This is a genomic window from Facklamia sp. HMSC062C11 (assembly GCF_001810675.1).
GTDB lineage: Bacteria > Bacillota > Bacilli > Lactobacillales > Aerococcaceae > Facklamia > Facklamia hominis.
This window is the reverse complement of the sequence record NZ_KV802374.1, coordinates 107,228-132,592: the sequence shown is the minus strand read 5'-3', so window position 1 is coordinate 132,592 and position 25,365 is coordinate 107,228. Positions and strand designations below refer to the sequence as shown.

24 protein-coding genes, 1 tRNA gene and 1 other RNA gene are annotated in these 25,365 nt (G+C 37.1%); 21 read left to right on the top strand and 5 right to left on the bottom strand.

Annotated elements, in window-relative coordinates; all coding sequences use genetic code 11:
• Nucleotides 1–80 precede the first annotated feature (80 nt).
• Both HMPREF2758_RS00755 and HMPREF2758_RS00750 read left to right on the top strand, forming a co-directional pair.
• Nucleotides 81–1,403: a uracil-xanthine permease family protein gene (locus HMPREF2758_RS00755; RefSeq protein WP_070608543.1), complete on the top strand. Its 1,323-nt coding sequence runs from the start codon at nucleotides 81–83 to the stop codon at nucleotides 1,401–1,403.
• 29 nt (nucleotides 1,404–1,432) lie between these two features.
• Nucleotides 1,433–2,002, top strand: coding sequence for a xanthine phosphoribosyltransferase (locus tag HMPREF2758_RS00750; RefSeq protein ID WP_006907402.1), 570 nt, complete (start codon nucleotides 1,433–1,435; stop codon nucleotides 2,000–2,002).
• Nucleotides 2,003–2,051: 49 nt separating this feature from the next.
• Here the strand turns inward: HMPREF2758_RS00750 and HMPREF2758_RS00745 are convergent, their stop codons facing one another.
• The gene (locus HMPREF2758_RS00745) at nucleotides 2,052–3,008 is read right to left on the bottom strand and encodes a glutathione S-transferase family protein (protein WP_070608541.1); all 957 of its coding nucleotides are present in this window, start codon (nucleotides 3,006–3,008) and stop codon (nucleotides 2,052–2,054) included.
• Nucleotides 3,009–3,257: 249 nt separating this feature from the next.
• Between HMPREF2758_RS00745 and HMPREF2758_RS00740 the strand changes: the two genes are divergently transcribed.
• Complete coding sequence (locus HMPREF2758_RS00740; protein WP_070608539.1) at nucleotides 3,258–4,445, top strand: M20 metallopeptidase family protein; 1,188 nt, start codon at nucleotides 3,258–3,260, stop codon at nucleotides 4,443–4,445.
• A 137-nt stretch (nucleotides 4,446–4,582) separates the two neighbouring features.
• On the opposite strand, the gene HMPREF2758_RS00735 is transcribed toward HMPREF2758_RS00740, so the two are convergent.
• Nucleotides 4,583–4,663 (bottom strand) — tRNA-Leu (locus HMPREF2758_RS00735).
• 202 nt (nucleotides 4,664–4,865) lie between these two features.
• Between HMPREF2758_RS00735 and HMPREF2758_RS00730 the strand changes: the two genes are divergently transcribed.
• Together HMPREF2758_RS00730 and pyrR are read left to right on the top strand one after the other, a co-directional pair.
• The gene (locus HMPREF2758_RS00730) at nucleotides 4,866–6,068 is read left to right on the top strand and encodes an acetate kinase (protein WP_070608537.1); all 1,203 of its coding nucleotides are present in this window, start codon (nucleotides 4,866–4,868) and stop codon (nucleotides 6,066–6,068) included.
• A gap of 195 nt (nucleotides 6,069–6,263) precedes the next feature.
• Nucleotides 6,264–6,800, top strand: a complete 537-nt coding sequence (pyrR, locus tag HMPREF2758_RS00725) for a bifunctional pyr operon transcriptional regulator/uracil phosphoribosyltransferase PyrR (protein ID WP_016647629.1) — start codon at nucleotides 6,264–6,266, stop codon at nucleotides 6,798–6,800.
• A gap of 369 nt (nucleotides 6,801–7,169) precedes the next feature.
• Here the strand turns inward: pyrR and ssrS are convergent.
• A non-coding RNA gene (ssrS, locus tag HMPREF2758_RS00715) (6S RNA) lies at nucleotides 7,170–7,353 on the bottom strand.
• A gap of 67 nt (nucleotides 7,354–7,420) precedes the next feature.
• Entirely contained in the window at nucleotides 7,421–8,692 is a 1,272-nt protein-coding gene (locus tag HMPREF2758_RS00710) for a replication-associated recombination protein A (protein WP_016647631.1), read from the bottom strand.
• A 171-nt stretch (nucleotides 8,693–8,863) separates the two neighbouring features.
• Here HMPREF2758_RS00710 and HMPREF2758_RS00705 point away from each other — a divergent pair, with 171 nt between their 5' ends.
• The 4 genes from HMPREF2758_RS00705 to HMPREF2758_RS00690 all read left to right on the top strand — a co-directional run bounded on the left by HMPREF2758_RS00705 (nucleotide 8,864) and on the right by HMPREF2758_RS00690 (nucleotide 14,210).
• The gene (locus HMPREF2758_RS00705) at nucleotides 8,864–10,000 is read left to right on the top strand and encodes a cysteine desulfurase family protein (protein ID WP_070608534.1); all 1,137 of its coding nucleotides are present in this window, start codon (nucleotides 8,864–8,866) and stop codon (nucleotides 9,998–10,000) included.
• 19 nt (nucleotides 10,001–10,019) lie between these two features.
• Complete coding sequence (locus tag HMPREF2758_RS00700) at nucleotides 10,020–10,355, top strand: hypothetical protein (protein ID WP_016647633.1); 336 nt, start codon at nucleotides 10,020–10,022, stop codon at nucleotides 10,353–10,355.
• A 75-nt stretch (nucleotides 10,356–10,430) separates the two neighbouring features.
• Entirely contained in the window at nucleotides 10,431–11,576 is a 1,146-nt protein-coding gene (gene mnmA / locus HMPREF2758_RS00695; protein WP_083304830.1) for a tRNA 2-thiouridine(34) synthase MnmA, read from the top strand.
• Between the two features lie 150 nt (nucleotides 11,577–11,726).
• Entirely contained in the window at nucleotides 11,727–14,210 is a 2,484-nt protein-coding gene (locus tag HMPREF2758_RS00690) for an SF1B family DNA helicase RecD2 (protein WP_070608532.1), read from the top strand.
• Between the two features lie 9 nt (nucleotides 14,211–14,219).
• On the opposite strand, the gene HMPREF2758_RS00685 is transcribed toward HMPREF2758_RS00690, so the two are convergent.
• The gene (locus tag HMPREF2758_RS00685; protein WP_070608529.1) at nucleotides 14,220–15,158 is read right to left on the bottom strand and encodes a diacylglycerol/lipid kinase family protein; all 939 of its coding nucleotides are present in this window, start codon (nucleotides 15,156–15,158) and stop codon (nucleotides 14,220–14,222) included.
• Nucleotides 15,159–15,506: 348 nt separating this feature from the next.
• Between HMPREF2758_RS00685 and alaS the strand changes: the two genes are divergently transcribed.
• The 12 genes from alaS (at nucleotide 15,507) to HMPREF2758_RS00625 (ending at nucleotide 25,355) form a co-directional block, all read left to right on the top strand.
• Nucleotides 15,507–18,152 (top strand): alanine--tRNA ligase, encoded by a 2,646-nt coding sequence (gene alaS / locus HMPREF2758_RS00680; protein ID WP_070608527.1) that lies wholly within the window; start codon nucleotides 15,507–15,509, stop codon nucleotides 18,150–18,152.
• A gap of 99 nt (nucleotides 18,153–18,251) precedes the next feature.
• A complete protein-coding gene (locus HMPREF2758_RS00675) occupies nucleotides 18,252–18,512 on the top strand; it encodes an IreB family regulatory phosphoprotein (protein ID WP_006907415.1) in 261 nt (86 codons plus the stop codon).
• A 3-nt stretch (nucleotides 18,513–18,515) separates the two neighbouring features.
• Nucleotides 18,516–18,950 (top strand): Holliday junction resolvase RuvX, encoded by a 435-nt coding sequence (gene ruvX, locus HMPREF2758_RS00670; protein ID WP_070608525.1) that lies wholly within the window; start codon nucleotides 18,516–18,518, stop codon nucleotides 18,948–18,950.
• 9 nt (nucleotides 18,951–18,959) lie between these two features.
• Nucleotides 18,960–19,259: a DUF1292 domain-containing protein gene (locus HMPREF2758_RS00665; protein ID WP_016647640.1), complete on the top strand. Its 300-nt coding sequence runs from the start codon at nucleotides 18,960–18,962 to the stop codon at nucleotides 19,257–19,259.
• Nucleotides 19,260–19,352: 93 nt separating this feature from the next.
• A complete protein-coding gene (gene mltG / locus HMPREF2758_RS00660; RefSeq protein ID WP_070608523.1) occupies nucleotides 19,353–20,540 on the top strand; it encodes an endolytic transglycosylase MltG in 1,188 nt (395 codons plus the stop codon).
• Between the two features lie 159 nt (nucleotides 20,541–20,699).
• Nucleotides 20,700–21,320, top strand: coding sequence for a uridine kinase (gene udk, locus HMPREF2758_RS00655; RefSeq protein WP_070608521.1), 621 nt, complete (start codon nucleotides 20,700–20,702; stop codon nucleotides 21,318–21,320).
• 14 nt (nucleotides 21,321–21,334) lie between these two features.
• Nucleotides 21,335–21,817, top strand: coding sequence for a transcription elongation factor GreA (gene greA, locus HMPREF2758_RS00650; RefSeq protein WP_016647643.1), 483 nt, complete (start codon nucleotides 21,335–21,337; stop codon nucleotides 21,815–21,817).
• A gap of 111 nt (nucleotides 21,818–21,928) precedes the next feature.
• Nucleotides 21,929–22,687, top strand: a complete 759-nt coding sequence (gene liaF, locus HMPREF2758_RS00645) for a cell wall-active antibiotics response protein LiaF (protein ID WP_083304829.1) — start codon at nucleotides 21,929–21,931, stop codon at nucleotides 22,685–22,687.
• Nucleotides 22,684–23,757 (top strand): sensor histidine kinase, encoded by a 1,074-nt coding sequence (locus HMPREF2758_RS00640; RefSeq protein WP_070608519.1) that lies wholly within the window; start codon nucleotides 22,684–22,686, stop codon nucleotides 23,755–23,757. Before liaF ends, HMPREF2758_RS00640 begins: the two co-directional genes overlap by 4 nt.
• A 14-nt stretch (nucleotides 23,758–23,771) precedes the next feature.
• A complete protein-coding gene (locus HMPREF2758_RS00635; RefSeq protein ID WP_016647646.1) occupies nucleotides 23,772–24,404 on the top strand; it encodes a response regulator transcription factor in 633 nt (210 codons plus the stop codon).
• A 12-nt stretch (nucleotides 24,405–24,416) separates the two neighbouring features.
• On the top strand, nucleotides 24,417–24,746 hold the full coding sequence (locus tag HMPREF2758_RS00630; RefSeq protein ID WP_070608517.1) for a HesB/YadR/YfhF family protein: 330 nt from the start codon (nucleotides 24,417–24,419) through the stop codon (nucleotides 24,744–24,746).
• 15 nt (nucleotides 24,747–24,761) lie between these two features.
• Nucleotides 24,762–25,355 carry an ECF transporter S component gene (locus tag HMPREF2758_RS00625; RefSeq protein WP_070608515.1) on the top strand — a complete coding sequence of 198 codons (594 nt, stop codon included), beginning with the start codon at nucleotides 24,762–24,764 and terminating at the stop codon, nucleotides 25,353–25,355.
• Nucleotides 25,356–25,365 lie beyond the last annotated feature (10 nt).

The following is a 25,365-nucleotide window of genomic DNA, read 5'->3' as shown; positions in this document are numbered from 1 at the left end:
GTGTTTATTAGTGGATTTTCATGATAAAGATAGAATCATTGCTTATAATAAAAGGCATCAAGCATCCAAGGAGGATAAGTATGGAAAATTCAGGATCAGCAATTAAATTAAGGTATCATGTTGAGGATCGACCACAAGTTGGAGAGACGATTCTCTTAGGATTCCAAAATGTGATCACATCTTTTGGGGGACTTGTGGCAGTTCCTATTTTGATTGGTTCAATGGCTAATTCATCGATTGAAGAGATAGCTTATCTGATCTCGGCGGCATTATTTGTATCTGGTTTAGTATCGATCATTCAATCAAAAGGTTTTGGCCCTCGGTGGTTCCGCGTTGGAGCAGGGCTTCCAACTATCATGGGGACAGACTTTGCTTTCATTGGCCCGGCAGCCTCAGTGATCGCTTTAGGGGGAATACCAGCTTATTTTGGAGGATCCATGCTTGCATCCCTCTTAGAAATCGTAATGTCTTATTTTGTAAAACCACTGATGAAATACTTTCCTCCGGTGGTTACCGGATCGGTCATCACTTTATTGGGAGCCACTCTTATGTCCGCTGCTATGGATTGGGTTGCTGGAGGTGCTGGAGCAGAAGACTACGGTTCTCCCTTAAACCTATCGGTTGCAGTAGGGGTGTTTTTATTAGTTGTGTTAATTAATCATTATGCTCCCTCGAAGTTTTCGTCTTATGCCGTTTTAATTGGTATGGCTGTTGGTTATCTAGTGTGCATTCCATTGGATATGGTAGATTTAGCCAAGGTGGGAGAAGCAGCATGGATCTCTCTGCCAAGTTTTAATAAGATTGGTATTGATTTTACTCCAAGTTATGCAATTCCATTTTTATCTGGCTATTTAGTTACCGTTATTGAAACCGTAGGTGTCATGCAGACTTTAGGACAAGTAACACAAACTGAACTAACAGATGACCAAGTAGCTGCTGGGGTGAGGGCAGATGGGTTTGGTTCATTTATTGCACCGCTATTTGGTTCAGGACCAGCAGCTACCTTCTCTCAAAATGCTGGTTTGATTCCTTTAACACGAAATGCTTCTCGAATTGTGGCTTTAGTCGCTGGGCTAATTATGATACTATTATCTATGAGCCCTAAATTGGCGACCATTATTTCAGTAATGCCTTTACCAATCCTTGGTGGTGCAGGAATCTTAATGTTTGGTACGGTTGCTGCAGCAGGAATTCAGTCATTAAGTCGTGTTGAGTTTAATACACGTAGCTTAATTATTATTGCTTCTTCAGTAGGAGTTGGATTAGGAGTTTCATTTAGACCTGAAATTACAAGTCAGTTACCATCATTTCTAGCAGGTCTTTTTTCATCGGGAATTTCTGCAGGAACGATTGTGGCTCTGTTATTAAATCTGATCTTAAAAGATCAACAGACCATTGATTAAATCTTTGATGAGTAATAAGGAGGATATTTATGCGTGCATTAGAGGAGCGAATTCAGGAAAAAGGACGAGTTTTAGATGGGAATATTTTAAAAGTTGATTCTTTTTTTAACCACCAAGTAGATCCTGAATTAATGATGCTCATGGGTAAGGATTTTGCAGAGCATTTTAGAGAAAAGGGAATAACTAAGGTTTTAACGTTAGAGGTCTCAGGGATAGCAATGGCCTTAACGGCAGCTCTAGAGCTAGGTGTACCGATGGTTTTTGCAAAAAAAATTAAATCTCTAACTTTGAATGATCAAGTTTTTGTGAGCCAGGTATATTCATATACGAAAGAAACTACCTATGAAATTCGAGTGGATAAACGTTTCCTTAATGACCAAGATCGTGTATTAATCATTGATGATTTTTTAGCGAATGGAGAAGCTCTTAAGGGGTTAATTGATCTTTGTGATCAAGCTAAAGCTCAAGTGGCTGGTATTGGAATTGGAATTGAAAAAGTCTTTCAAGGCGGAGGCGACAAGGCTCGTCAAGCAGGCTATGAGGTTTATTCTCAAGCAAGGATTAAGGCTTTTGAAGAGGGTAAGGTTATTTTTGAATAGCTAATAAAGAGCACTATCACTGAAATAAAGTGATAGTGCTTTTTTAATTTTATAATCCCCAATCTAAAATGGGTCCGCTTGGAATAATTCCATTGGGATTGATCGTCGGATGAGATCCGTAATAATGTGTTTTTATGTGATCAAAATTAATCGTTTCTTTGATACCTGGCAAATGATAGATTCTTTTAGTGTAATTCCATAAATTGGGGTAAGATGTAAGAGGCCTTAGATTACATTTAAAATGGCCAAAATACACACTATCAAAGCGGACAAGGGTTACGAATAAGCGGATATCTGCTTCCGTAAACTGATGATCAACTAGGTATTCAGACTGACTGAGATGATTTTCTAGTTCATCTAGTGTTTTAAAAACAGCTTGAACTTCTTCTTCATATACCGCTTGCTCTGTAGCGAAGCCAGCCTTATAGACTCCATTATTAATATGATCATAAATAATATCATTCCATTGGTCGATTTCAGCCTGTAATTCTTGAGGGTAGAAGTGGCCATTTTTAGCACCAAGATTATCAAAGGCAGTATTTAGCATTCGAATGATATCCGATGATTCATTGTTGACAATCTTATTCGTTGTTTTGTCTAATAAGACTGGGACGGTGACTCTTCCACTATAAGTAGGGGCTGATAAGGTGTAGATTTGGTGTAGATACTTTGCTTTGATGACTGGGTCAGCAATGACTCCAGGGTAGTTATCAAAGCTCCAACCTTGATCAAGCATATAAGGACTAACAATCGATACAGGGAGTATCTCTTCTAATCCTTTTAGAGCACGCACAATCATAACCCTTGAAGCCCATGGACAGGCTAATGAGACATAGAGATGATAGCGGTTTTTCTCCGCAGGAAGGGTTTCAAGATGATTAATGAATTCTTTCCCATTTGGAGTAATCCATTGCCTAAATTGAGAGTCTTTACGAACAAATCTACCTCCTGTAGACTTTGTATCATACCATTTATCTTGCCATTTTCCATTAACGAGTAATCCCATTAAATCGCCTCCTTTTTAACTAGTTTAACTCAAATAATCAAATTTGTCTTTGATTATTGCTTAGCTTTTTAGAAAGTATTCATAATATCCTACACTGACTGTAAATTTTGGGATGCTAGAGGTTACTCACTATTTATTGTCGATTAAAACCTAAATAAAAGGTATTCTTTTCGATAAGTTTTTTATAAAAGACTAGACAGTTTAATTATTTGTAGTAGAATTTAATCATTACAAAATTAGGAGGTTAGTATGACCTATTTAGAACGAGCAAGAGAAATGTTTGATGAGGCTGTCAAGGTACGTCGTCAATTACACGAAAATCCAGAAGTAGGGTTTGATTTACCTGAAACTACCAGACTGATTAAAAGTAAGTTAGATGAATTTGGTATTACTTATCAAAACGTTGGTGATAGTGATGGTATTACTGGAACCATTGGAGACCCATCTAAAGGTAAAACATTACTTTTAAGAGCAGATATGGATGCCCTTGCCATTACAGAAATGTCTAAAGGGGTAGCTGTTTCTAAAAATAACAATGGTCATCTATGTGGACATGACCTTCACCCGACTATTTTATTAATGGTATTAAAAATGCTTAAAGAAGATGAAGACAAATTAGAAGGACAAATTAAATTCCTCTTCCAACCAGGAGAAGAGACACTGACTGGTGGAGAAGTGATGCTTAAGAATGGTATCCTAGAAAATCCAAAACCGGATGCTGGAATGGTTATTCATATGTGGCCAGTTGCTAAGGAAGTAGGGGTAGAGATTCAAAAAGGAGCTTCATTGGCTTCAGCTTTAAACTTCCGAATTACGATTAAAGGTGTGGGAGCACACGGCGCTATGCCATATAATGGGGTGGATCCTGTCTTTGTAGCTAGTCAAATTATAAATGCAACCAACGGAATTCTAGCACGTGAATTACCATCGAACAAAGGAGCTTCACTATCGATGGGCTATCTGTCAGCACCCGGTGGAGCGGTTAATGTAATCCCTGATACGGTTGTATTGGAAGGGACATCCAGATCCTTGTATCCAGAATCTGCTGAACATATGAAGCATCGATTACCGGAAGTGGTAGACCATATCGCAAAGACATTCCGTGCGGAAGCACAATTTGAAGTTTTAGCAGATGTTCCTGCTTTAATCAATACTGAAGCGATTACTGAGCAATTACAAAGCTCAGCGGAAGAAGCATTACAAGGTGAGTACCCAGTTAAAAATGTTGGCCCTTATCTTGCTTCAGAAGATTATGCCCATATTGCAGCAAAGTTACCAGAAACTTGTTATTTCTTTATTGGTTGTCCCGAACCGGATGAAAATGGAAAAACATATCCAGTTCACCATCCGCTTGTACAGTTTAATGAAGAAGCACTTATTGTTGGTTCTGCCACAATGGCAACGGCTGCCTTTAATTGGTTAAGAGACAATAAATAAGCTTTTAAACAAGAATAAGTATTAGGACTATTTGATTATAAGAGCCAGCTTTCTCTGAAAGCTGGCTCTTTTTGATAAAATATATAGCCCTCTATCTTGAAAGCTAGGATGGGGGTTATATATATGACTTAGTATTATGCGGGCGATGAGAGTCGAACTCACACTTCAAAAGAAACTGCCGCCTGAAGACAGCGCGTCTGCCATTCCGCCACGCCCGCTTAACTTCTATTTTATGCTTTTAGATAACTTTGTAAAGAATTTCTTAGATGATATTTACATAACTGTTAATTTTAATATCCTATCCTTAAAAGTGCCTTTTTTTGATAATTCGCATGACAAGTTTGATTTTTATTTAACTTATTCATCAAACAATGTTATAATTAAGTTATTGGAATATATTAAGAAATGGGGAATAAGACTATGTCAAAAACGATGGCAATTAACGCAGGCTCTTCATCATTGAAATTCCAAATCATTGAAATGCCTGAAGAAAAATTACTATCAAAAGGGTTAGTTGAACGAATTGGAATTGCTGATTCAAATCTTGAGATTAAATACACAGATGAAAATGGACAGAATCAAAAGTTCACTTTAACACAAGATATTCCAGATCATGCGGTTGCTGTTGAATTACTACTGAAAAACTTGTTAGATTTAGGCGTAATTGCTTCTTTTGAAGAAATCACAGGTGTGGGCCATCGGGTAGTTGCCGGTGGTGAAATCTTTAAAGATTCTGCTTTAGTGGATGAACAAGTTATCAAGGATGTTGAATCACTTTCAGAATTTGCTCCGCTTCATAATCCAGCTGAAGCTGTTGTTATGCGGGTCTTCCAAGAAAAGTTACCTCATGCAACGATGGCAGCAGTTTTTGATACGTCATTCCATACATCAATGCCAGCTGAAAATTATCTCTATAGCTTGCCTTATGAATACTATGAAAAGCATTCAATCCGTAAGTACGGTGCTCATGGAACCAGTCATCATTTTGTAGCGCATCGTGCTGCAGAAATTGTGGGTAAACCAATTGAAGAATTGAAGATTATTACCTGTCATTTAGGTAACGGTGCTTCAATTACTGCCGTAAAAGAAGGAAAATCGATTGATACTTCAATGGGATTCACGCCATTAGCAGGTGTTACAATGGGAACTCGTACTGGAGATTTAGATACCTCGCTCATTCCATATTTAATGGAAAAAGAAGGAATCAAAGATATCAATGAAGTCATTAGTATCTTTAATAAAAAATCTGGTTTATTGGGTATTTCTGGCGTTTCATCAGATATGCGTGATGTTGAAGAAGCGGCTGAAAAAGGAAACGAAAGAGCTCAATTAGCCTTAGATATTTTCTTTAATCGAATTATTAAGTATGTGGGACAATATATTGCATTAATGAATGGTGTGGATGTGATTGTCTTTACAGCTGGTATTGGTGAAAATTCTAAAGAAACTCGCCAAATTGTTATGGATAATTTCAGTTATATGGGAATCAAAATCGATCAAGAACGCAATGATACACGTTCTGAAGCAGTTGTGTCAACGGATGATTCGAGTGTGGTTGTTATTAATATTCCAACTAACGAAGAGATTGCGATTGCTCGTGATGTAGAACGATTAAGAAAATAATTTTATAAAGAAACTATAGTTAACAATGCCTCACACTGCGGCTTATGGACCTTTTCCATATACTTGATTAGTCTTTGCGGGATGGGTCTAAGAGTTATTGCATATAGTGGGAGGCACACTTTAGAAGTAAAAAGTTTTATTAAAAAGGCTATGACTCGATTGTCACAGCCTTTTGACTATCTAAGGAGTCAATTAATGGAGAATGTAATTTTAGATCAAGCTAAATTAGATCGGACATTGAAGCGAATTGCCCATGAAATTTTAGAAGCTCATTCAAATGTAGAAGATTTGGTTCTGATTGGGATAAAAACTCGGGGAATTTTCTTGGCAAATCGTTTGTCTCAAAAGATTCAGGAAATTGATGGCAATGAGGTTGCCTTGGACCATCTTGATATTTCATTTTATCGAGATGATTTAACTTATAGGTATGAATCACAATTACCTAAAGTTGAAAAAGCCGATTTTACTCAAGTTTTAAAAGATAAAACAATTATTTTGGTGGATGATGTTTTATATACAGGGCGAACAATTCGAGCGGCATTGGATGCGATTCTAACATATGATCGACCTAAACGGATTCAATTGGCAATTTTAGTCGATCGTGGTCATCGAGAATTACCAATTCGAGCGGATTATGTTGGCAAGAATATTCCAACTTCTAAGGAAGAGCGCGTTGCTGTGCGTCTAACAGAAGTAGATGGAGAAGACCAAGTGGTGATTACCCGACCCTAATCTTTTTTTAAGAGTAAATTAAAAATGAAGAAAGATAGGATTCCAATAAGAAGAAGTAGGGCAATTAACCAGATTATGCAAAATAACTTTGTTCCTTTATAGAATAATAATGCGCCAGTTATTGCAAAGATAAGGACAGTCCAAGAAAATCTGTGGACTGTCTTTTTTGATGTAATACCTAGAAGAACCATTAATTCTTTATAATAGACTCGAGTATAAACTGCTAATAGGAGTAATGAAATGGGTAAACAATAAAATAAAAGGGACATAAAAATTCTCCAATCAAGTAATTTATAAAGTCGATTTGAAAAGCCAAGCTTGTAAGGGAAAGATAACATAATAAAAAGGACTGGTAAAACCAGTCCTTGAAATACATCCGTATCGTGCCGTATCAATAAAGCTAGGTTGAACCCGCTAGCAATCAGGTGGGCTCCACACAGTCTTCTAATGACTTCCACATGCGATGGCTTGTCAGATAAAGCTGCTCATAGGATCCCAATTAAAAAATGTTCGGTCAACACAGTGTAAATATTCTCGAACACTTCAGATGTATTTCCTATGATTTAATTATAGCAGTTTTTTCATTTTATGCAAGGGTTATCAGCTTTTTTATAAAGTAATTATTTTTTTCGGTCGGGCCAAAGAGATTGGTAGTAACGAGCGATTCCTTCTTCGTATTTTCCGGTAGGCTGTGGATTAAAGTACCGTTGATGGGCTTGGTTGACAGGTAAGTAGCTTTGTTTGATAAAATGTTGCGGATAGTCATGAGGATATCGATATTCCTTGGCTAGTTGTTTTGCTTCTTGGCTAGCATAGGACGTATCTTTTAAATGATCAGGAATGGGTCCGATTTTTCCTGAACGAATATCACTCATCGCTTGGTTGATTCCACGATAAGAAGTATTTGACTTAGGACTTAAAGCAAGATCTACTACGGAAAAAGCGAGTGGAATTCGTGCTTCGGGAAGACCAAGCTTTTCTGCAGCTTCAACAGCTGCAACCGTACGTTGTGTTGCAGCCGGATTGCCAAAGCCAATATCCTCATAGGCAATGACTAAAAGTCGACGGCAAGCGATAATTAGTTCTCCCGCCTCCAAGAGTAGACCAAGATAATAGAGGGCAGCATCGGGATCGGAACCACGTATAGATTTTTGGAATGCAGAAATAACATTATAATGAGCATCGCCTGATTTGTCATGGCTAAACCCCTTATGTTGAAGACATGTCTGAGCAATTTCAAGGTCAATGATAATATTGCCTTGGTCATCTTTGGGAGTTGATAACACAGCGAGCTCGAGTGCATTAAGGGCTGAGCGAATATCTCCATTTGTAACACCTGCAAAATGGTTGAGGGTTGCCTCATCTATTTTTACAGAATAGTCGCCTAAGCCTCTTTCTTTATCAACTAGAGCGCGTTGAAGTCCTTTTTTAATATCATCAGATGTTAGAGCTTTCACTTCAAAAAGTTGTAATCTTGAACGAATAGCTGGATTGATCGCAATAAAAGGATTTTCGGTTGTGGCTCCAATTAAAATAATTCGTCCTTTTTCTAAATGGGGAAGGAGAAAGTCCTGTTTAATTTTATTTAATCGATGTATTTCATCAAGTAGAAGTATGACTGCACCAGACATTTTTGCTTCTTGAACAACAATTTCAAGTTCTTTTTTACCATCAGTGGCAGCATTAACTTGACGGAATGCATAGTGGCTAGAACCCGCTAGAGCTGCAGCGATAGAGGTCTTACCTGTACCTGGGGGACCGTATAGGATCATCGACGAAAGTCGATTGGCTTCAACCATGCGACGAATTATTTTTCCTGGGCCCAATAAATGTGTCTGACCGAGAACCTCATCAATGTTTTGGGGACGCATTCGATAAGCTAAAGGTTCCATAAGACCGCTCCTTTCTTTGTCGATTAGTTTCATTGTAGCATAATGAGCTAAGACTTTAACCATTTCTGTTTTATATTCAAGTTCTTTTTCGATGAAAATTGATGTTTATTCGATTACAAATTTAGGGATTTAAGGTATAATATGAATAAGTGTTAAAGTAAGGGTGATAGAATGACTTATTTAGATTATGCAGCAACAACGCCAGTTGATCCTCAAGTGGCTGAATGTATCTTTGATACAATGACAAAGTTTTTTGGGAATCCCTCATCAACCTATCACTTAGGAAAAGAAAGTAAGCATCTTCTTTTATCGAGTCGTCAAAAGATAAAAGATCTTCTAGGATTGCCTAAAGAGAGTCAATTATATTTTACGTCGGGTTCTACAGAGGCCATTAATTGGGCTTTGATGTTTCAAGCAAGGAAAGCAAAAGAATTAGGCTTAGGTAATCATATTGTCGCTAGTTCAATTGAGCATTCTGCTGTTAGAGAAGTATTATTAGCACTGGAAAAAGAGGGCTTTGAGATCACATGGATTTATCCTCAGTCGGATCATCAATTTTCGGTGGATCAATTTGTCGATGCAAGTAATGAAAATACAATTGGTTGGACAGCTATGGCTGTTAATAATGAATTAGGCTCAGTGCTACCGATTCAAGATTTGGGTCAGCAAGCAAAACTTATGGGCTTGTGGTTTCATGTTGATGCAACACAAGCTGTTGGATATCAAAAGGTTGATCCGGAAAATATGCCCTGTACTTCATTCTGTGCATCAGGTCATAAATTTTATGCACCAAAAGGGATTGGCTTTTTGGTCTATCAACCTTGGAATGATGCGATGATATTAAAGCCGATGATTTTAGGTGGTGGCCAAGAGTATAAGATGCGTTCAGGGACTGAAAATATTCCTTATATAGTTGGTTTAGCTAAGGCATTAGAATTAATGCTAGAGGATCAGCGAAAAAGTCCTAATCATTATCAGATACTTTCTCAATACTTTTTTGATCAATTGACGAAAGCAGGAATTGAATTTGAGCAAAATGGGGATATTGTTCATCATAATCATCGTGTTCACAACATATGGATAAAGGGGCATTTAGCAAGTCAGATGATGATTCAGTTTGATCTGGCTGGGATTTACTTATCGGCAGGGTCTGCTTGTTCAGCAGGTTCGGTAAAGCCAAGCCGAATTTTGAAAGCTTATTATCCTGAAAATGAAGCTCTTTGGCGGGAAAGTCTAAGGGTTTCTTTCGGACGTTATACAAGTGAGGCTCAAATTGATCAATTGGTTATGGCATTAAAAAAGATTTAACATAGAGGAGGAAAAGACTATGGCATTCTCAACAGAAGCAAGTTTAAAAGGATTTAATCGACAGTTTAAGGTGAGCTCTGAATGTAAGCCCTATACACTTAGAGATAATGGTTTTGTAGAAACAAGTGGCGGAAACTATTTATATAAGCGTCCTTTAGATTCGACCCATCGATCAGGACTAGTACTGAAGGTTACCGTCAATCAAAAGATTAATCAGCTGAAAATTTCAACAGTGACGGCGAATGGACTTCAAGCAGTCAATGTTGAAAAACTGGCTAATAATGAAATGGTGATTGAAAAAATAAACTTTATTTTTGATGGCTTTGTTGATCGAAATGTCTTGGTTGAAGTATAATACTTTCATTTAAAAAAATAAGACGAACACCAATCTAAGAGGGTTCGTCTTTCATCATTTAGAAAGGGTGATAGTGTGGAAAGTGATCTATTAAATAATTCCCAAAAAAGAGTGGTTATTGGAATGTCTGGGGGTGTAGATTCTTCGGTGGCAGCCTTATTATTAAAACAAGCTGGCTATGATGTCGTGGGCTTATTTATGAAAAATTGGGATGATACCGATGAGTCAGGTGTATGTACTGCGACAGAAGATTATGAAGATGTTTCTTTAGTGGCGGAAAAAATAGGGATTCCATACTATGCTGTTAACTTTGAAAAAGAGTATTGGGACCGGGTTTTTGAGTATTTTCTTTCAGAATATCGCCATGGACGCACTCCTAATCCAGATGTTATGTGTAATAAAGAAATTAAGTTTAAGGCATTTATGGATTATGCCATGGGGCTAGGTGCAGATTATATTGCCATGGGACATTATGCGCAAGTTGAGCGTGATGATCAAGGCCATGTTCATTTGCTAAGGGGAGCAGATTCAAATAAGGATCAGAGTTACTTTTTAAGTCAACTTTCGCAAGAACAATTAGCACGGTCGCTCTTTCCAATTGGTCATCTTGAGAAGAAACAAGTTCGTGAGATTGCAAGAGATGCTGGGCTTGCAACTGCCAATAAAAAAGATTCGACGGGAGTTTGCTTTATTGGTGAACGAAATTTTAATGAATTTCTTTCTAACTATTTACCGAATAAACCTGGAAAAATGAAAACGATCGATGGACGTATCATGGGGGATCACATGGGCCTAATGTATTATACGATTGGGCAACGTCACGGTTTAGGAATTGGAGGAAGTGCAGGTTCCGATGGATCGAATGAACCATGGTTTGTAGTAGGTAAAGATATGTCGACTCAAACTCTCTATGTAGGTCAAGGTTTCCATCATGAAAACCTCTATGCCGATGATTTGATAGCGTCACAAGTTTCCTTTACCCAAAAGACACCCCCTTCTTCTTCTTTTGAATGCACAGCAAAATTTAGATATCGTCAAAAAGATGTTCCAGTTACAGTACATTTACTCGAAGATGGTCAGAAGGCAAAAGTCGAATTTCACCAACCTGCCCGTGCAGTAACCCCAGGACAGGCTGTCGTTTTCTATCAAGGTAGAGAGTGCCTAGGGGGTGGGTTGATAGATGCGGTTTATAAGGATGGTATAAAAAGACAATATGTTTAGTATAAATAGCCGCTAATCGAGGAGTTCTGAGTCTCATAGTCTGCTAGACCAATGAGTTCTGAGCTTTTTTGCTAGGTATCGAACTTTAATTACTTTAAGAAATACATTTGTTATAATGGTCTTGTCTTAGATGTGAAGGGGGAGGATAACATGGAGGAAATAAACATTATAGCTTCTGCTCAGGCAGTTTATTTTGAAAATCCTAGTAACTTCTATAAAGTAGTACGAGTATTTGTAGAAGAAGATCCTCAACAAGTTATTCAGAATGACGAGATTGTGATGACAGGTCAATTTATTAGCTTGCAAATGGATACTTCCTATGAATTTTTTGGCCAATTGGTCCAACATCCTAAGTATGGTCAACAGTTTGCTGTATCTCATTATCGTCAGATTGCCCCTCAATCGAAAGAGGGGCTAGTTAATTACCTATCGAGTGACCGATTTAAGGGAATAGGAATTCGGACTGCTGAAAAAATAATTGATTGTTTAGGCGAGGATGCAATCGATCAGATCCTGAATGATCCAGCTTGTTTAGATAAAGTTCCTGGATTATCCGCCAAAAATGCTAAAAATCTAACGGATAGTTTGTTGGCGCATCAAGGAACGGAGCGCATATTTGTTCAGCTAAATTTATGGGGATTTGGACCTAAGATTGCAGAAAAAATTTACAAAATTTATCAAACCGAGACGATCAATAAAATAAAAGATAATCCCTATGAATTAATTGAAAAAATTGATGGGATTGGTTTTCAAAAAGTCGATCAATTAGCGATAAATTTAGGGTTCGAGCCAAGTGCAAGTCAACGTTTATCAGCAGCATGGGTTGAAGTTGTTAAGCAGATTTGTTATCAGCAAGGTAACACTTCAGTTAGTGTTCCATTAGCTCAAAAAAAAGCACAAAGCCTTCTTGAAAGATGCCAATCTGTATTAATTTTAAAAGAAGATTTAATTCAAGCCTTGGATGAAGCTATATTACAAGAACGTTTAATTTTAGATCAAGAATCTCTGATGCTTCCGTCTATTTTTTATGCAGAATATGGTGCCAGTCAGAAAATACATCGTTTTATGCAGGAAAGTCAGCACTTTGATATTGAAGACGATGAGATAAATCAAGCGATTAATGAAATTGAGGACCTACTAGAGATTATCTATGATAGTCAACAGAAAGCTGCATTAAAATTAGCAATTCAGTCTCCTATGTCAATTATTACTGGAGGACCAGGTACTGGGAAAACAACACTCGTTCAAGGACTAATCTATTTACATGCTAAGCTAGAAGGCTACGATCTAGATGATTTGACCCCTTCTAATATTAATTCACCCATTCGATTATCGGCTCCTACAGGAAGAGCAGCCAAACGGATGCAAGAAAGTAGTCAATTACCAGCAGTTACTATTCATCGTTTAATTGGTTTTACCAGAGAGAGTGTGATTGAAAACTTTACTCCAGAGGAAATTGAAGGTTCTCTCTTAATTATTGATGAGATGTCGATGGTGGATGTTTGGTTGATGAATTGGTTGTTACAGGCGATACCTTCTCATATTCAAGTGGTATTTGTAGGAGATCAAGACCAACTTCCTTCAGTTGGTCCAGGAAAAGTATTTGCTGATTTAATTGCTTCTCAGGTCATTCCTACGATATTCCTAACTAAGATATATCGACAAGCACAGGATTCATCGATTGTTTCTTTAGCACATAACATTCGCAAAGGCTATTTGCCAAGTAATTTCTTAGACAAGCAAGAAGACCGATCATTTATCCCTTGTGATTCTTCACAGATTAGTTATATGATTCAACAAGTAATTGACTATGCTAAAAAGAAAGGCTTTAGTGGGCAAAATATGCAGGTTTTAGCTCCTATGTATAAGGGACAGGCCGGGATAACTCAGATTAATTATTTGTTACAAGAACAATTGAATCCTGCTAGTGTTAAGAAAAGACAGGTCAAGCATTATGATCAAGTGCTTCGACAAGGAGATAAGGTCTTGCAATTGGTGAATAATACCGATGAGGGCGTTTATAATGGAGATATTGGTTGGGTTTCAGCGATATTGACCGCCAAAGAATCTCCTTCAAAACAAGAAGAGTTAGTGGTCGACTTTGATGGAACCGAAGTACACTATACGAAGAATGAGTTAGACCAATTGACCCTGGCATACTGTTGTTCAATTCATAAAGCGCAAGGAAGTGAGTATGATCTAGTTATTCTTCCTTTAATTGATATGCATTCGCCATTACTAAGAAGAGACGTTGTTTACACAGCTGTAACACGTGCTAGTAAGTTTTTGATTCTATTAGGTAATCCAAATAGTTTTCAAAAGGCGGTAGCCTCACAACAAGTTGAACGAGAGACACATTTAAATGATTATCTACAACTTCTTTTTAATAAGAAATTAGATAATCAAAAATCACAATCAATTACTTCAAGTCAAAAATCGATTACTCAAGGCCAAAATTCAGATTTGACAATTCTTAATACTCAACCAGACTTGAATCATCATCAGTTGCATATTGCTTCATCGAAACTAAGTGATGAACAGATCCAGCTAACGAATGAATCTATTTTTATGATTGATCCGATGATTGGAATGGGAGATTTAACCCCATTTGATTTTATGAAAGTCCAAAAATAACCAGCTAGCCTAGATAAAAAAAGGATAGCTGTTTTTTTTAAATTGACAATGAATTGGAGAAGAAGTGTTTAGTTCACCATCATATTCTGAGCGGATAATCTGAGGACTCCACAATTCAAATTGATTTCCTCTAAGGTGAGTGAGGTTATTAGAATTGATGGGTTTGTGGCTAAAAAGAATATTCCAAACTAAATTAAGAATAACCTTGAAATTTAAGTGATGAAAAATATAAAGTGAAAAATCCTTTTGGTGGGGATCAAACTGTGGTGCTATCTGAATTCCACCTCCGACAAATGGATGGTTCATCATCAAGACGAGCCCACAATTTTCAAAATGTTGCTGAGATCCCTCATGATTCACATCCAATGAAAATGTTTTAATATCTTTTAAGGCTAAGAAGACCGCGAAAAAATATGATAAATGGGATAACTTAAAGCGGTCTAGTTTTTCTTTGAGATTATAATGGGTCATACTATGGATAACCTCTGCATCAAAACCGAATCCATAAGAATTAATAAAATAGCCAACTTTGTGTTGACTTTTATTTTGATAATAGCCAATAGGAATATGTTTGGCTTGGCGTTGATAAAGCATTTTATCAATCATATCCGGTACGGAGGCTTCGTTAAACCGTGCTCGGTAAAAATCGTTGCCTGTTCCAGCTGCAAAATAGGTTATGGGAATTTTTAATCTGAGTGATAGGAGGGTATTAATAACTTCACTTAGCGTTCCATCACCACCAATGACGGCTAAACGGTGCTTATTTGGATCAAATTGTTGTGTAACAAGTTGTTTTGTGATAGATACTGCATGTTGAGCGTATTCAGTTTCATAAGTAAGATGGGGTATTCTTAAAGCTTGAAGTTCTTGACGTACTTGATTTAAGACCTGTTGTCCTTTTCCAAATCCAGCCATAGGATAGGCTATAATGTATATTTTTTCGATCAAGGTGTCACCTCTTCTAATTAATTTTCAACAGTCTAAAAACCATTATACTGGAAATGCGTTAAAAAGAAATCATGAATTTTCCAATTAGATAAATGATTGACCTATTTAGTAAAAATTGGTAAAATTATCATAGAGATATGCTGTTTATCCCGTACAGAGAGATTAGATTGCTGAGAATAATCACGATAGATAGTGCTCCTCTTAAGAAGTCAGTTGAAAGACTGAGGTAGACTGGCCTTAACAGTATAAAAGAAAGACGAAAGTCCTTATAAGTAAGGTGGTACCGCGGTTTGGCGCCCTTACATATAAGGGCATTTTTTTATTAAATTTATAAAAAGGGGAAATATAATGCAAGCTTTGAGTAGTAAAGAGATTCGTCAAAAATTTTTGGATTTTTGGAAATCAAAAAATCATGAGATTATTCCGTCCGCTTCCTTGATTCCGATCAATGACCCTAGTTTATTATGGATAAATTCGGGGGTTGCCGCATTAAAAAAATATTTAGATGGATCAGAAATTCCAGATAATCCTAAAATTGCCAATGCACAAAAATGTATTCGGACGAATGATATTGAAAATGTGGGGGTAACCGCTCGCCACCATACTCTGTTTGAAATGCTAGGAAATTGGTCGATTGGAGATTACTTTAAAGAAGAAGTAATTACTTGGGCATGGGAGTTATTGACTGGAGAAAATTGGTTTGCCATGGACCCCAGTCGTCTTTATGTTACTTATTATCCAGAGGATGAAACAACTCGCGATATCTGGTTAAATAAAGTGGGCCTAGCAAGTGATCATTTAATACCAGTGGAGGATAATTTTTGGGATATTGGAGAGGGACCTTGTGGACCAGATACTGAAATATTTTATGATCGAGGTGAAAAATACCAGAATCTATCTGATGATGATCCTGAAATGTATCCAGGTGGCGAAAATGAACGTTATCTAGAAATATGGAATTTAGTATTCTCACAATTTAACCATATGCCGGACCATACTTACCAACCTCTTCCTAGCAAAAATGTGGATACGGGTATGGGCTTGGAACGTATGGCATCAGTCATGCAGGATACACCAACCAATTTTGAAACTGATCTTTTTAAGCCAATTATTGATAAAATTGCTCAATTAACAAGTTATAATTATGGTGAATCTGATAAAATCGATACTTCTTTCAAAGTAATCGCCGATCATATTCGAGCAGTAACTTTTGCAATTTCTGACGGTGCATTACCTTCAAATGAAGGCCGTGGATATATTTTAAGACGATTAATACGTCGTTCGATTATGCATGGTCGTAAATTAGGTATTAAAAATTCTTTTGTAGCAGATTTGGTACCAGTTATCGTATCTATCATGGGTGAGTTTTATCAAGAATTACAAACCAATGCTGATTTTGTACAAAAAGTTTTGATCAAGGAAGAACAACGTTTCCATGAAACAATTGGGGAAGGGGAAGCTCACTTAGAGACTGTAATTGAGGGATTGAAGGCTGAGGGAGTAAAAGTGATTCCTGGGCAACAGGCTTTTCAGCTTTATGACACATTTGGTTTTCCACTTGAATTGACTCAAGAGATGGCTGCAGAAGCTGGTATGGAGGTTGATTTACAAGCCTTTGATGAGGCAATGGCTAAACAAAAAGAACAAGCTCGATCTGCTCGCTCTAATGAGGGCTCCATGTCTGTTCAATCAGCTGCTTTACAAGAGATTGATTATGATTTTGATTTTGTAGGATATGATCAATTAAGTACTAATGCAACCTTAAAGTATCTTGTGGCTGGAGATCAAAAAGTTAACCAATTACCAAGTCACAGCGAAGGTTATGCCTTCTTTAATCGGTCCCCATTTTATGCTGAAATGGGAGGTCAGATTGCGGATGATGGAGGGATCTTTGATGGGGAAACGATGATTGCAGAGGTTCTTGATGTTCAAAAGAGTCCCCATGGTCAGTTTATGCACAAAGTGAGAACATTTGATTTGCCATTAAATGTGGATCAATCGTATACCTTGAGTGTTGATCGGGCAAATCGTTTAAAAACTAATAAGAATCATACGGCTACTCATTTGCTTCACCGTGGTTTGAAGAATGTTCTAGGGTCACATGCTAATCAAGCTGGATCTTATGTAGGACCTGATCGCCTACGTTTTGACTTTTCACATTTTGTGAAAATGTCCCAAGAGGAATTAAAACAAGTTGAAACTTATGTGAATTACATGATTGAAAATGCTGAAGCCGTTAATATCAATGAGATGCCTATAGATGAAGCAAAGGCCATGGGCGCAATGGCTTTATTCGGTGAAAAATACGGTGATGTTGTTCGAGTAGTGAATGTTGCGAATGAATCGATTGAGCTGTGTGGTGGTACCCATGTCTCTAATACCAATGAAATAGGTACCTTTAAGATTTTATCTGAAACAGGAATCGGTGCTGGTATTCGACGGATCGAAGCCTTAACTGGTCAGGCAGCTATTGCGGATTACCAAGCTAAAGAAAATCTACTTCATGAAGCACAAGAAAAATTAAAAGTAGCTCAATCTAGTCAGTTTCTCCATAAGATCGATCAATTACAAGCAGAACTCAAAGATCAGCAGGCTCAAATCGATGCCCTATCTGCAAAATTGATGAAAGAAGCTTCCAACGAAATTTTTGAACAAGTTAAAGAAGTAAAAGGAGTTCGTTATATTGCAGCTTCCTTGAATAATCAATCGATGGACGCCCTCAGAAGTCTTGGTGATCAATGGAAGACGAAAGAAATTTCCAATATCTTCGTGGTAGCAAGTCATGAAGGAGAAAGTGCCAAATTATTAGTTTTAGTGGATAAAGAGGCTAATGATATGGGAATAAAAGCAGGAGATTTGATAAAACCTTTAGCGAAGGTCATATGTGGTGGTGGTGGTGGACGCCCTGATATGGCTCAAGCCGGTGGGAAGAAACCAGAAGCCATTCAAGAAATGATAGACCTAGTGGCTCGAGAAATTGAAAAATTATTATAAAACAAGCAATTTAATTCAGAATATGTTAAAATGGATCTCAAAGTAGTTTAGAAGCTCAAAGAGTGAAATTTTAATTTAGAAAGGTTGGGTGATTAGTCCATGCAATCTCTCGATGAAACAATTTTATTTAGACTGGATGATTTAAATCAACATACAGTTAGAGAAAGTCTGGAAATCGTCTATCAAGCATTGGAAGAAAAAGGATATGATCCAATTAACCAAATAGTTGGCTATCTCTTATCAGGTGATCCGGCCTATATTCCTCGTCATAAAGATGCGCGAAATATTATCCGCCGACATGAACGCGACGAGATCGTTGAAAAATTAGTTGAGTATTATTTGACAAAAAAGGAATCATAGTTGATGGTGACATTAAATCGTAGTATGGGATTGGATGTTGGTTCGCGCACAGTAGGTGTCGCGATCTCCGACCCAATGGGATGGACAGCCCAGGGGCTAGAGACCATCCAAATCGATGAAGAAAAGGGAGATCTTGGTTTAGATCGTTTGCTAGAATTAGTGGATGTTTATCAAGTAACTACTTTGGTGATTGGGTTACCTAAAAATATGGACAATAGTATCGGACAAAGAGCAGAAGCTTCCATGGCATACGGTGAAGCGGTTAAACAGCGACTCCCTCATTGTCAAATTGTTTATCAAGATGAACGCTTAACTACTTCTCAGGCTGAACGTATGCTTATTGAAGAAGGAAACGTTTCAAGAAAGAAGCGCAAGCAGGTTATTGACAAGTTAGCAGCTGTGATGATTTTACAAAATTATTTAGACACACCACATTAGGAGAATATTATGACAGAAAAAGATTTACACGAACACGAAGAACAAGAATATATTACTGTTGTCGATGAAGAAGGGAATGAATCTCTATACGAAATTCTTTTTACCTTTGACTCGGAAGATTTTGGTAAGTCCTATGTATTGATTTATCCAGCAGGAACATCTGAAGATGAAGAAGTTGAGCTTCAAGCTTATGCTTATCAAGAGCAAGAAGATGGAACAAGTGGAGACCTACAACCTATTACAACGGATGAAGAATGGGACTTAGTGGAAGAAGTGTTGAATACTTTTCTTGATTCAGAGGATGAGTAACCATTAGGATGATAGTGAAAGAGGCTGTGACCTTCAAGTCGCAGCCTTATTTATTCAAATTAGATCGAATTTTTAGATCTTTAAGGAGGTTCTATGGCAAAAATTAATTGGGAAAAAATTCAAGCAGAAGCAAAACGAAATGAAACAATCCATGTCAAAGAAACATTATGGACTAATCGCATTATCCATGTTTTTATGTTAGGATTGCTTGTAGTCGGTTTGTTAGTGACAATTTTTGCATATATTAAAATTGATGGAGCTTTAAGTCCGTCAGATGTTAAAGATAGCTCAAAGCTTGAGGTGACGATCCCTATGGGATCGACTTCATCGGATATCGCACAGATCTTAGAGGATAAGGGGCTAACTTCATCGAGTAAAATTTTTTCACTTTATATGAAATTTAAAGGGTCACATAATTTTCAAGCGGGCACCTATGAATTTTCAAAACAGATGGGAGCTAATGAACTTTTAGCTACACTTGAGGAAGGTGGTAAACCTATCTATGAAGATGTCGATACGACACTCACGGTAGTTGAAGGGATGCAACTGGAGGAAATTGCGAAGTTGGTTGAAGAAAATACTCCGATTAGTGCAGAGGATTTTATTAAAGCTGCTGATAATCAGAATTTGATCGATCAACTCACGGTTTCCTTTCCGTCACTTTTGAAGCCACTAACGGAAATAGAAAATTTGAAGCATCCGTTAGAAGGGTATTTGTATCCAGCAACTTACGATTATATATCCGGCTCAACGGCGGAGGATTTAATTACTCAAATGGTTACCAAGGCCAATTTAGAATTTCAGTCATTGCTGGAAGATTTAAATAATACAGCTTTCTCTTACCATCAAATTTTGACCCTCGCTTCGATTGTTGAACGTGAGGCAGTAACGGACGAAGATCGTGCATTAGTCGCAGGGGTCTTCTATAACCGACTCAATGCTGGTATGCCACTCCAATCTGATATTACCGTTTCGTACGCTTTAGGAGAGCATAAGGAATTAGTAACGTATCAAGATTTGGAAGTAGACTCACCATACAATACCTATAAAGCTTCAGCTTTACCGCCTGGTCCGATTAATAATCCAAGTTTATCAGCGATTAAAGCTTGCATTTATCCAAGTTCAAATAATTACTATTATTTTGTGGCAGATTTAAAAACAGGTAAGATTTATTATTCACAGAGTCAAGAAGAGCATGATGCTTTAGTTAAAGAATATGTTCAACCTTTGTTTGAGGAATCATCAAATAAAGAGCAGGAAACTTCCCGTTCTTCTGAATAAATCTTTAAAGATTATTATAAAAATTGACTTGCATTTAATCATCGAGTGTGGTATTTTCTATGATATAGATTTGAAAGCGATTTTCAAGTGAAGTAATCATCCCTAAGGGGATGATTGCTTTATTTTATGTGCCAAGATTAAAGAAAGGATTGTAAGCTTATGACTGGCAAACCAATCGTAATTGGGGTAACGGGAGGTTCTGGATCAGGTAAATCCAGTGTGTCTCGAAGAATTTTAGAAGAATTCACACAAAATTCTGTTCTTATTCTGGCTCAGGATAATTATTATAAGGATCAAAGTCACTTAACCTTTGAGGAGCGTCTTAAGACGAATTATGATCATCCTTTAGCCTTTGATAATGACTTGTATTATCAACATATTCAGGATTTTTTGAAAGGACATAGCATTGAAGTCCCAGTGTATGATTATGTAAATCATACCCGGTCCAAAGAAGTTCATTTTGAACCACCTCGTCAAGTTTTAATCTTAGAAGGAATCTTAATTTTTCAAGAACCTTCCATTCGTGATTTATGTGATATAAAGGTTTATGTTGATACTGAAGATGACATACGTTTAGCAAGACGTATTCAGCGTGATGTCATTCAAAGAGGTCGATCGGTTGAATCAGTGTTAACTCAATATATTGATGTTGTGAAACCGATGCATCATCAATTTGTTGAGCCGACTAAACGCTATGCTGACGTCATTATACCCGAGGGTGGGCTGAATCATGTCGCAGTTGATTTGTTAATTACAAAGATAGAATCTATTTTAAAATAAAAAGGAGTAAAATAATGGTAGAAAAAACATTTCCAATGACACAAGAAGGTAAAGAAAAGTTAGAGCAAGAGTTAGAAGATTTAAAAGTTAATAAACGTGCAGAAATTATCGAACGTATTAAGATTGCACGGTCTTTTGGCGATTTATCTGAAAACTCTGAGTATGAATCTGCTAAGGATGAACAAGCTTTTGTGGAGGGTAGGATTTCAACATTAGAGAATATGATTCGCTTCGCAGAAATTATCAATGATCAAGATTATGCCGATGACGAAGTCACTTTAGGGCGGAAGGTAACCTTTAAAGAATTACCTGATGGAGATGAAGAAGCGTATACAATTGTAGGGTCTGCAGAAGCTGATCCAATGTCTTTCAAGATTTCAAATGACTCTCCAATGGCCCAAGCTCTTATTGGCAAAAAAGTGGGTGAGACAGTCACCATTGAAACACCAGGCGGTGCTTTTGATGTTGAAATCTTAAAAGTTGAAAAAAGTAAATAATTTTTGGCCAATCCAGCGGTTGTTTTCACTAATAGCTCGTCTGAGATTGGCTTTTTATATTGGCGAATGGCTTCAAATATGCGATAATAGGCTTTAAATAAGAGGGAAGGGGTGGAGTCTTTGAAAAAATGGCGTTATCGTATTCTTTATATTTTAGTATTAACGATTGCTTTTATCGCTTTGGAATTAGTGCTAGATTTTCGTTTTTTACTTTTATTTACGACTGGGATGGCTCTATCCTATCTTAGTCTGTTTATAAAAAACACCACCTTAAGAAAGATAGTCTTGTTTCCTGCTTTGGTAATGGTGTTGGTATCATTAGCTTTGACTCGGTCTTTTTGGTTGTTCATCGTCACATTACTATTAACTTTTTTAGTTTTTCAAGATGATCAAGTAAATCAGTTAATTAATTTAAGTGATAATTGGTTGCTTCCTAATCATGATAAATTAGGAGAATATCATGGAATTCAATTAGTGCAACCACAATCTTCTCAACGATCGATATTAGATAAAAATGCTGTGTGGGAACAAAAATCAGCAGATCGGTCAATCATTGAATGGGATGATATTAATCTGATTTACTTTGGTGGCAATACGATTGTTGATCTAGGAAATAGCCTTTTTCCAGAGGGTGAATATATTGTAATGGTACGAAAAATGTACGGTCGCCTTCGCTTAATAATACCTAGGGACATTGGTTTAAGTCTTAATATTTCTTTAATATCGGGTAAAGTGATTTTTGAATCGCAAAGTTATACACTGGCCCTGGAGAATTTTCGCTGGCAAAGTCCTGATTATATACAGGCTAAGCGGAAAATTAAGTTAATTGTTTCAAGCGTCTTTGGGGATGTTGAGGTGATTATCTTATGAATTTCAGATTGTTTTTCCGGCTTTTTCTGGGTCAATGTTTGATGAATTTATTTGTTTTAGGTATTCTTCTTGCTTGTGCACATTATTTTCTACCTTACTTTTCGATTAGTTTTCTTTACCAAAATGAAATATGGAATGTTCGCCTATTTATATGGATCCTAGCAATTATCGTTGCCTTGAATTTAGTTTTTAGTTTTTATATAGCAGTCCATTTATCTAGTGTTTTTGAAGAGGTGCGTGCAAAGATTAATTGGTTATTATTGGGAAAATATCACCATACAATTTTTGATTCTAAGTTGGTCACAACTTCTTGGTATGATAATGAGCAATTATTGGCTTCTGATATTGATCATCTTCGCCAAAGACTGATTCATCTCACGTCTGACTTGCAAGAGTTTACTTCAGCACCTGTTTTTTTGGGTGAAAAGACCAAAGAAGAAGTGATTGAATCAGAAAGAAGTCGAATTGCTAGAGAGTTACACGATTCGGTTTCTCAAGAATTATTCGCAGCTATGATGCTCTTATCCGCAATTAATTACTCCACACAGGGAAGCTTACCTTCACCGGTTGATGATCAATTAAAAAAGGTGAATGAAGTCATTAATGATGCACAGACAGAGATGCGAGCCCTACTTCTTCATCTAAGGCCTATTGACCTTCAAGGCAAATCCTTAAAGCAAGGAATTGAGCAATTATTACGAGAATTACAGCATAAAGTGGCGCTTGAAATTACTTGGAATCTAGATGATCCCGAGATAGAGACAGGAATGGAAGATCATTTATTTCGAATTGTACAAGAAGGTATCTCAAATACGATGCGGCATGCCAAGGCTAAGAAGTTAGATGTTTATTTATCAGCCAGTCGTGATACGGTTTCGATTCGAATTGTCGATGATGGGAAAGGTTTTGACTTAAAGGAGAAAGCTAAATTAGGATCTTATGGCTTGAGTAATATTGAAGAAAGAGCTAAGGGGATGGGGGGGAGAAGTAACATTATCTCCTCCCCCGGTCAGGGAACCATCTTAACCGTGACCGTTCCCTATAAACCGCTTTTTAATCATCCAGCTTAAAAGGAGGGGCACGATTGATAAGAGTATTAATTGTTGATGATCACGAAATGGTACGATTGGGTATCTCAAGTTTTTTAAAAATTCAAAATGATATTGAAGTTGTGGCAGAGGCAGAAAACGGCTTACAAGCTTATGATCAGGCATTGAAATTTCGACCAGATATTATTCTAATGGATTTAGTGATGGATGTGATGGATGGTATAGAAGCGAGCCAAAAGATCATCCAAGTTTGGCCTGAGGCACGAATTATTATACTGACATCTTTTTTAGATGATGAAAAAGTGTATCCTGCCTTAGAAGCTGGGGCTAAGTCATATATTCTTAAGACTTCATCAGCTGAAGAAATTGTTCAGGCTATTCGAATGACGGCTTCTGGTGAATCCTTTATGCAGGAAGAGGTTACTCAAAAAATCCTCCATCAGGAAGACCAACAAAAACAAGGGGGACTTCATGATGAATTAACGAAACGGGAGATAGAAGTACTCCAGTTAATTGCTAAAGGCTATACTAACCAAGCAATTGCGGATACTTTATTTATTAGTTTAAAGACAGTTAAGACACACGTATCGAATATTCTAGCCAAATTACAAGTTGATGATCGAACTCAAGCAACGATTTATGCTTTTCAGCATGACTTAGTCGATTAATAAGGAGGGTATGTGGTATTCCACAAACATATGAAATTAACGGTTGATAATTTAGCGGCAGAGTGGTTTAAGGATGAAGTGGGAATGAGACCAGATTGGGGCATTCGTATAAAAACTAAAATTTATTCTTCTAGCCCGATCGATCCAGGAATTGGTATTGGTATTGAATCTGCTGAAGCTGATTCACCAATCGCCTTTTTTCGAGCAGATAACGGCATTTCTTTCTTCATAGAGGAGCAGGATGCTTGGTATTTTAAAGAATATGATTTACATATTGTATATGATAAGACAAGGAATGAGCCTGCTTACCAATTTTTAAAAGATGGTAAAATTTTTGAATAGATTAAAGGTGATAGTATGCGATATTTCAAGTCTAGAAATAATTTTTCAGTAAAAAAGATAACGCTTATTAGTATATTTATGGCTATTATTCTTATTCAAACGTGGATCCCCTTTTTAGGATATATTGCCATTCCCCCCTTAAATATTACGATTATACATGTAACGGTAATTTTAGCTAGTTTGGTGATGGGGGGAAAAACGGGAGCTTTTATTGGTTTCTTTTGGGGACTTAACAGTTTAATTCGTGCATATACTATTCCAAGTTCTCCGATGTATATTTATATATTTTCATCGCCTCTGGTTTCAGTTTTGCCTCGTTTTTTAATGCCTGTTTGTTTGATGGCCATTTCCAGCGCTATAAAGAATCGATTAACTCAAGCAAATTATTATCGACTAATGGGATTAGCAGGTGCCTTATTAAATACTATTTTGGTTTTATCAGCAATCGTTGTATTCAAACGGCAAGACTATCTACAAATCCAGGGCGCTTCAATGGCTAATTTATGGTCTGTTTTAATGGGGATTATTTTGGTCAATGGAATTCCAGAGGCTATTTTTTCAGCCTTTGTGATGCCACTATTGATGCGTGCAGTTAAGCAGATCATATAAAATGGGTCAA

Bases quoted from the DNA above. Each gene is read 5' to 3' on its own strand.
- HMPREF2758_RS00755 (WP_070608543.1), top strand. From the start codon at position 81: ATGGAAAATTCAGGATCAGCAATTAAATTAAGGTATCATGTTGAGGAT.
- HMPREF2758_RS00750 (WP_006907402.1), top strand. From the start codon at position 1,433: ATGCGTGCATTAGAGGAGCGAATTCAGGAAAAAGGACGAGTTTTAGAT.
- HMPREF2758_RS00745 (WP_070608541.1), bottom strand. From the start codon at position 3,008: ATGGGATTACTCGTTAATGGAAAATGGCAAGATAAATGGTATGATACA.
- HMPREF2758_RS00740 (WP_070608539.1), top strand. From the start codon at position 3,258: ATGACCTATTTAGAACGAGCAAGAGAAATGTTTGATGAGGCTGTCAAG.
- HMPREF2758_RS00730 (WP_070608537.1), top strand. From the start codon at position 4,866: ATGTCAAAAACGATGGCAATTAACGCAGGCTCTTCATCATTGAAATTC.
- pyrR (WP_016647629.1), top strand. From the start codon at position 6,264: ATGGAGAATGTAATTTTAGATCAAGCTAAATTAGATCGGACATTGAAG.
- HMPREF2758_RS00710 (WP_016647631.1), bottom strand. From the start codon at position 8,692: ATGGAACCTTTAGCTTATCGAATGCGTCCCCAAAACATTGATGAGGTT.
- HMPREF2758_RS00705 (WP_070608534.1), top strand. From the start codon at position 8,864: ATGACTTATTTAGATTATGCAGCAACAACGCCAGTTGATCCTCAAGTG.
- HMPREF2758_RS00700 (WP_016647633.1), top strand. From the start codon at position 10,020: ATGGCATTCTCAACAGAAGCAAGTTTAAAAGGATTTAATCGACAGTTT.
- HMPREF2758_RS00690 (WP_070608532.1), top strand. From the start codon at position 11,727: ATGGAGGAAATAAACATTATAGCTTCTGCTCAGGCAGTTTATTTTGAA.
- alaS (WP_070608527.1), top strand. From the start codon at position 15,507: ATGCAAGCTTTGAGTAGTAAAGAGATTCGTCAAAAATTTTTGGATTTT.
- HMPREF2758_RS00675 (WP_006907415.1), top strand. From the start codon at position 18,252: ATGCAATCTCTCGATGAAACAATTTTATTTAGACTGGATGATTTAAAT.
- ruvX (WP_070608525.1), top strand. From the start codon at position 18,516: ATGGTGACATTAAATCGTAGTATGGGATTGGATGTTGGTTCGCGCACA.
- HMPREF2758_RS00665 (WP_016647640.1), top strand. From the start codon at position 18,960: ATGACAGAAAAAGATTTACACGAACACGAAGAACAAGAATATATTACT.
- mltG (WP_070608523.1), top strand. From the start codon at position 19,353: ATGGCAAAAATTAATTGGGAAAAAATTCAAGCAGAAGCAAAACGAAAT.
- udk (WP_070608521.1), top strand. From the start codon at position 20,700: ATGACTGGCAAACCAATCGTAATTGGGGTAACGGGAGGTTCTGGATCA.
- greA (WP_016647643.1), top strand. From the start codon at position 21,335: ATGGTAGAAAAAACATTTCCAATGACACAAGAAGGTAAAGAAAAGTTA.
- HMPREF2758_RS00640 (WP_070608519.1), top strand. From the start codon at position 22,684: ATGAATTTCAGATTGTTTTTCCGGCTTTTTCTGGGTCAATGTTTGATG.
- HMPREF2758_RS00625 (WP_070608515.1), top strand. From the start codon at position 24,762: ATGCGATATTTCAAGTCTAGAAATAATTTTTCAGTAAAAAAGATAACG.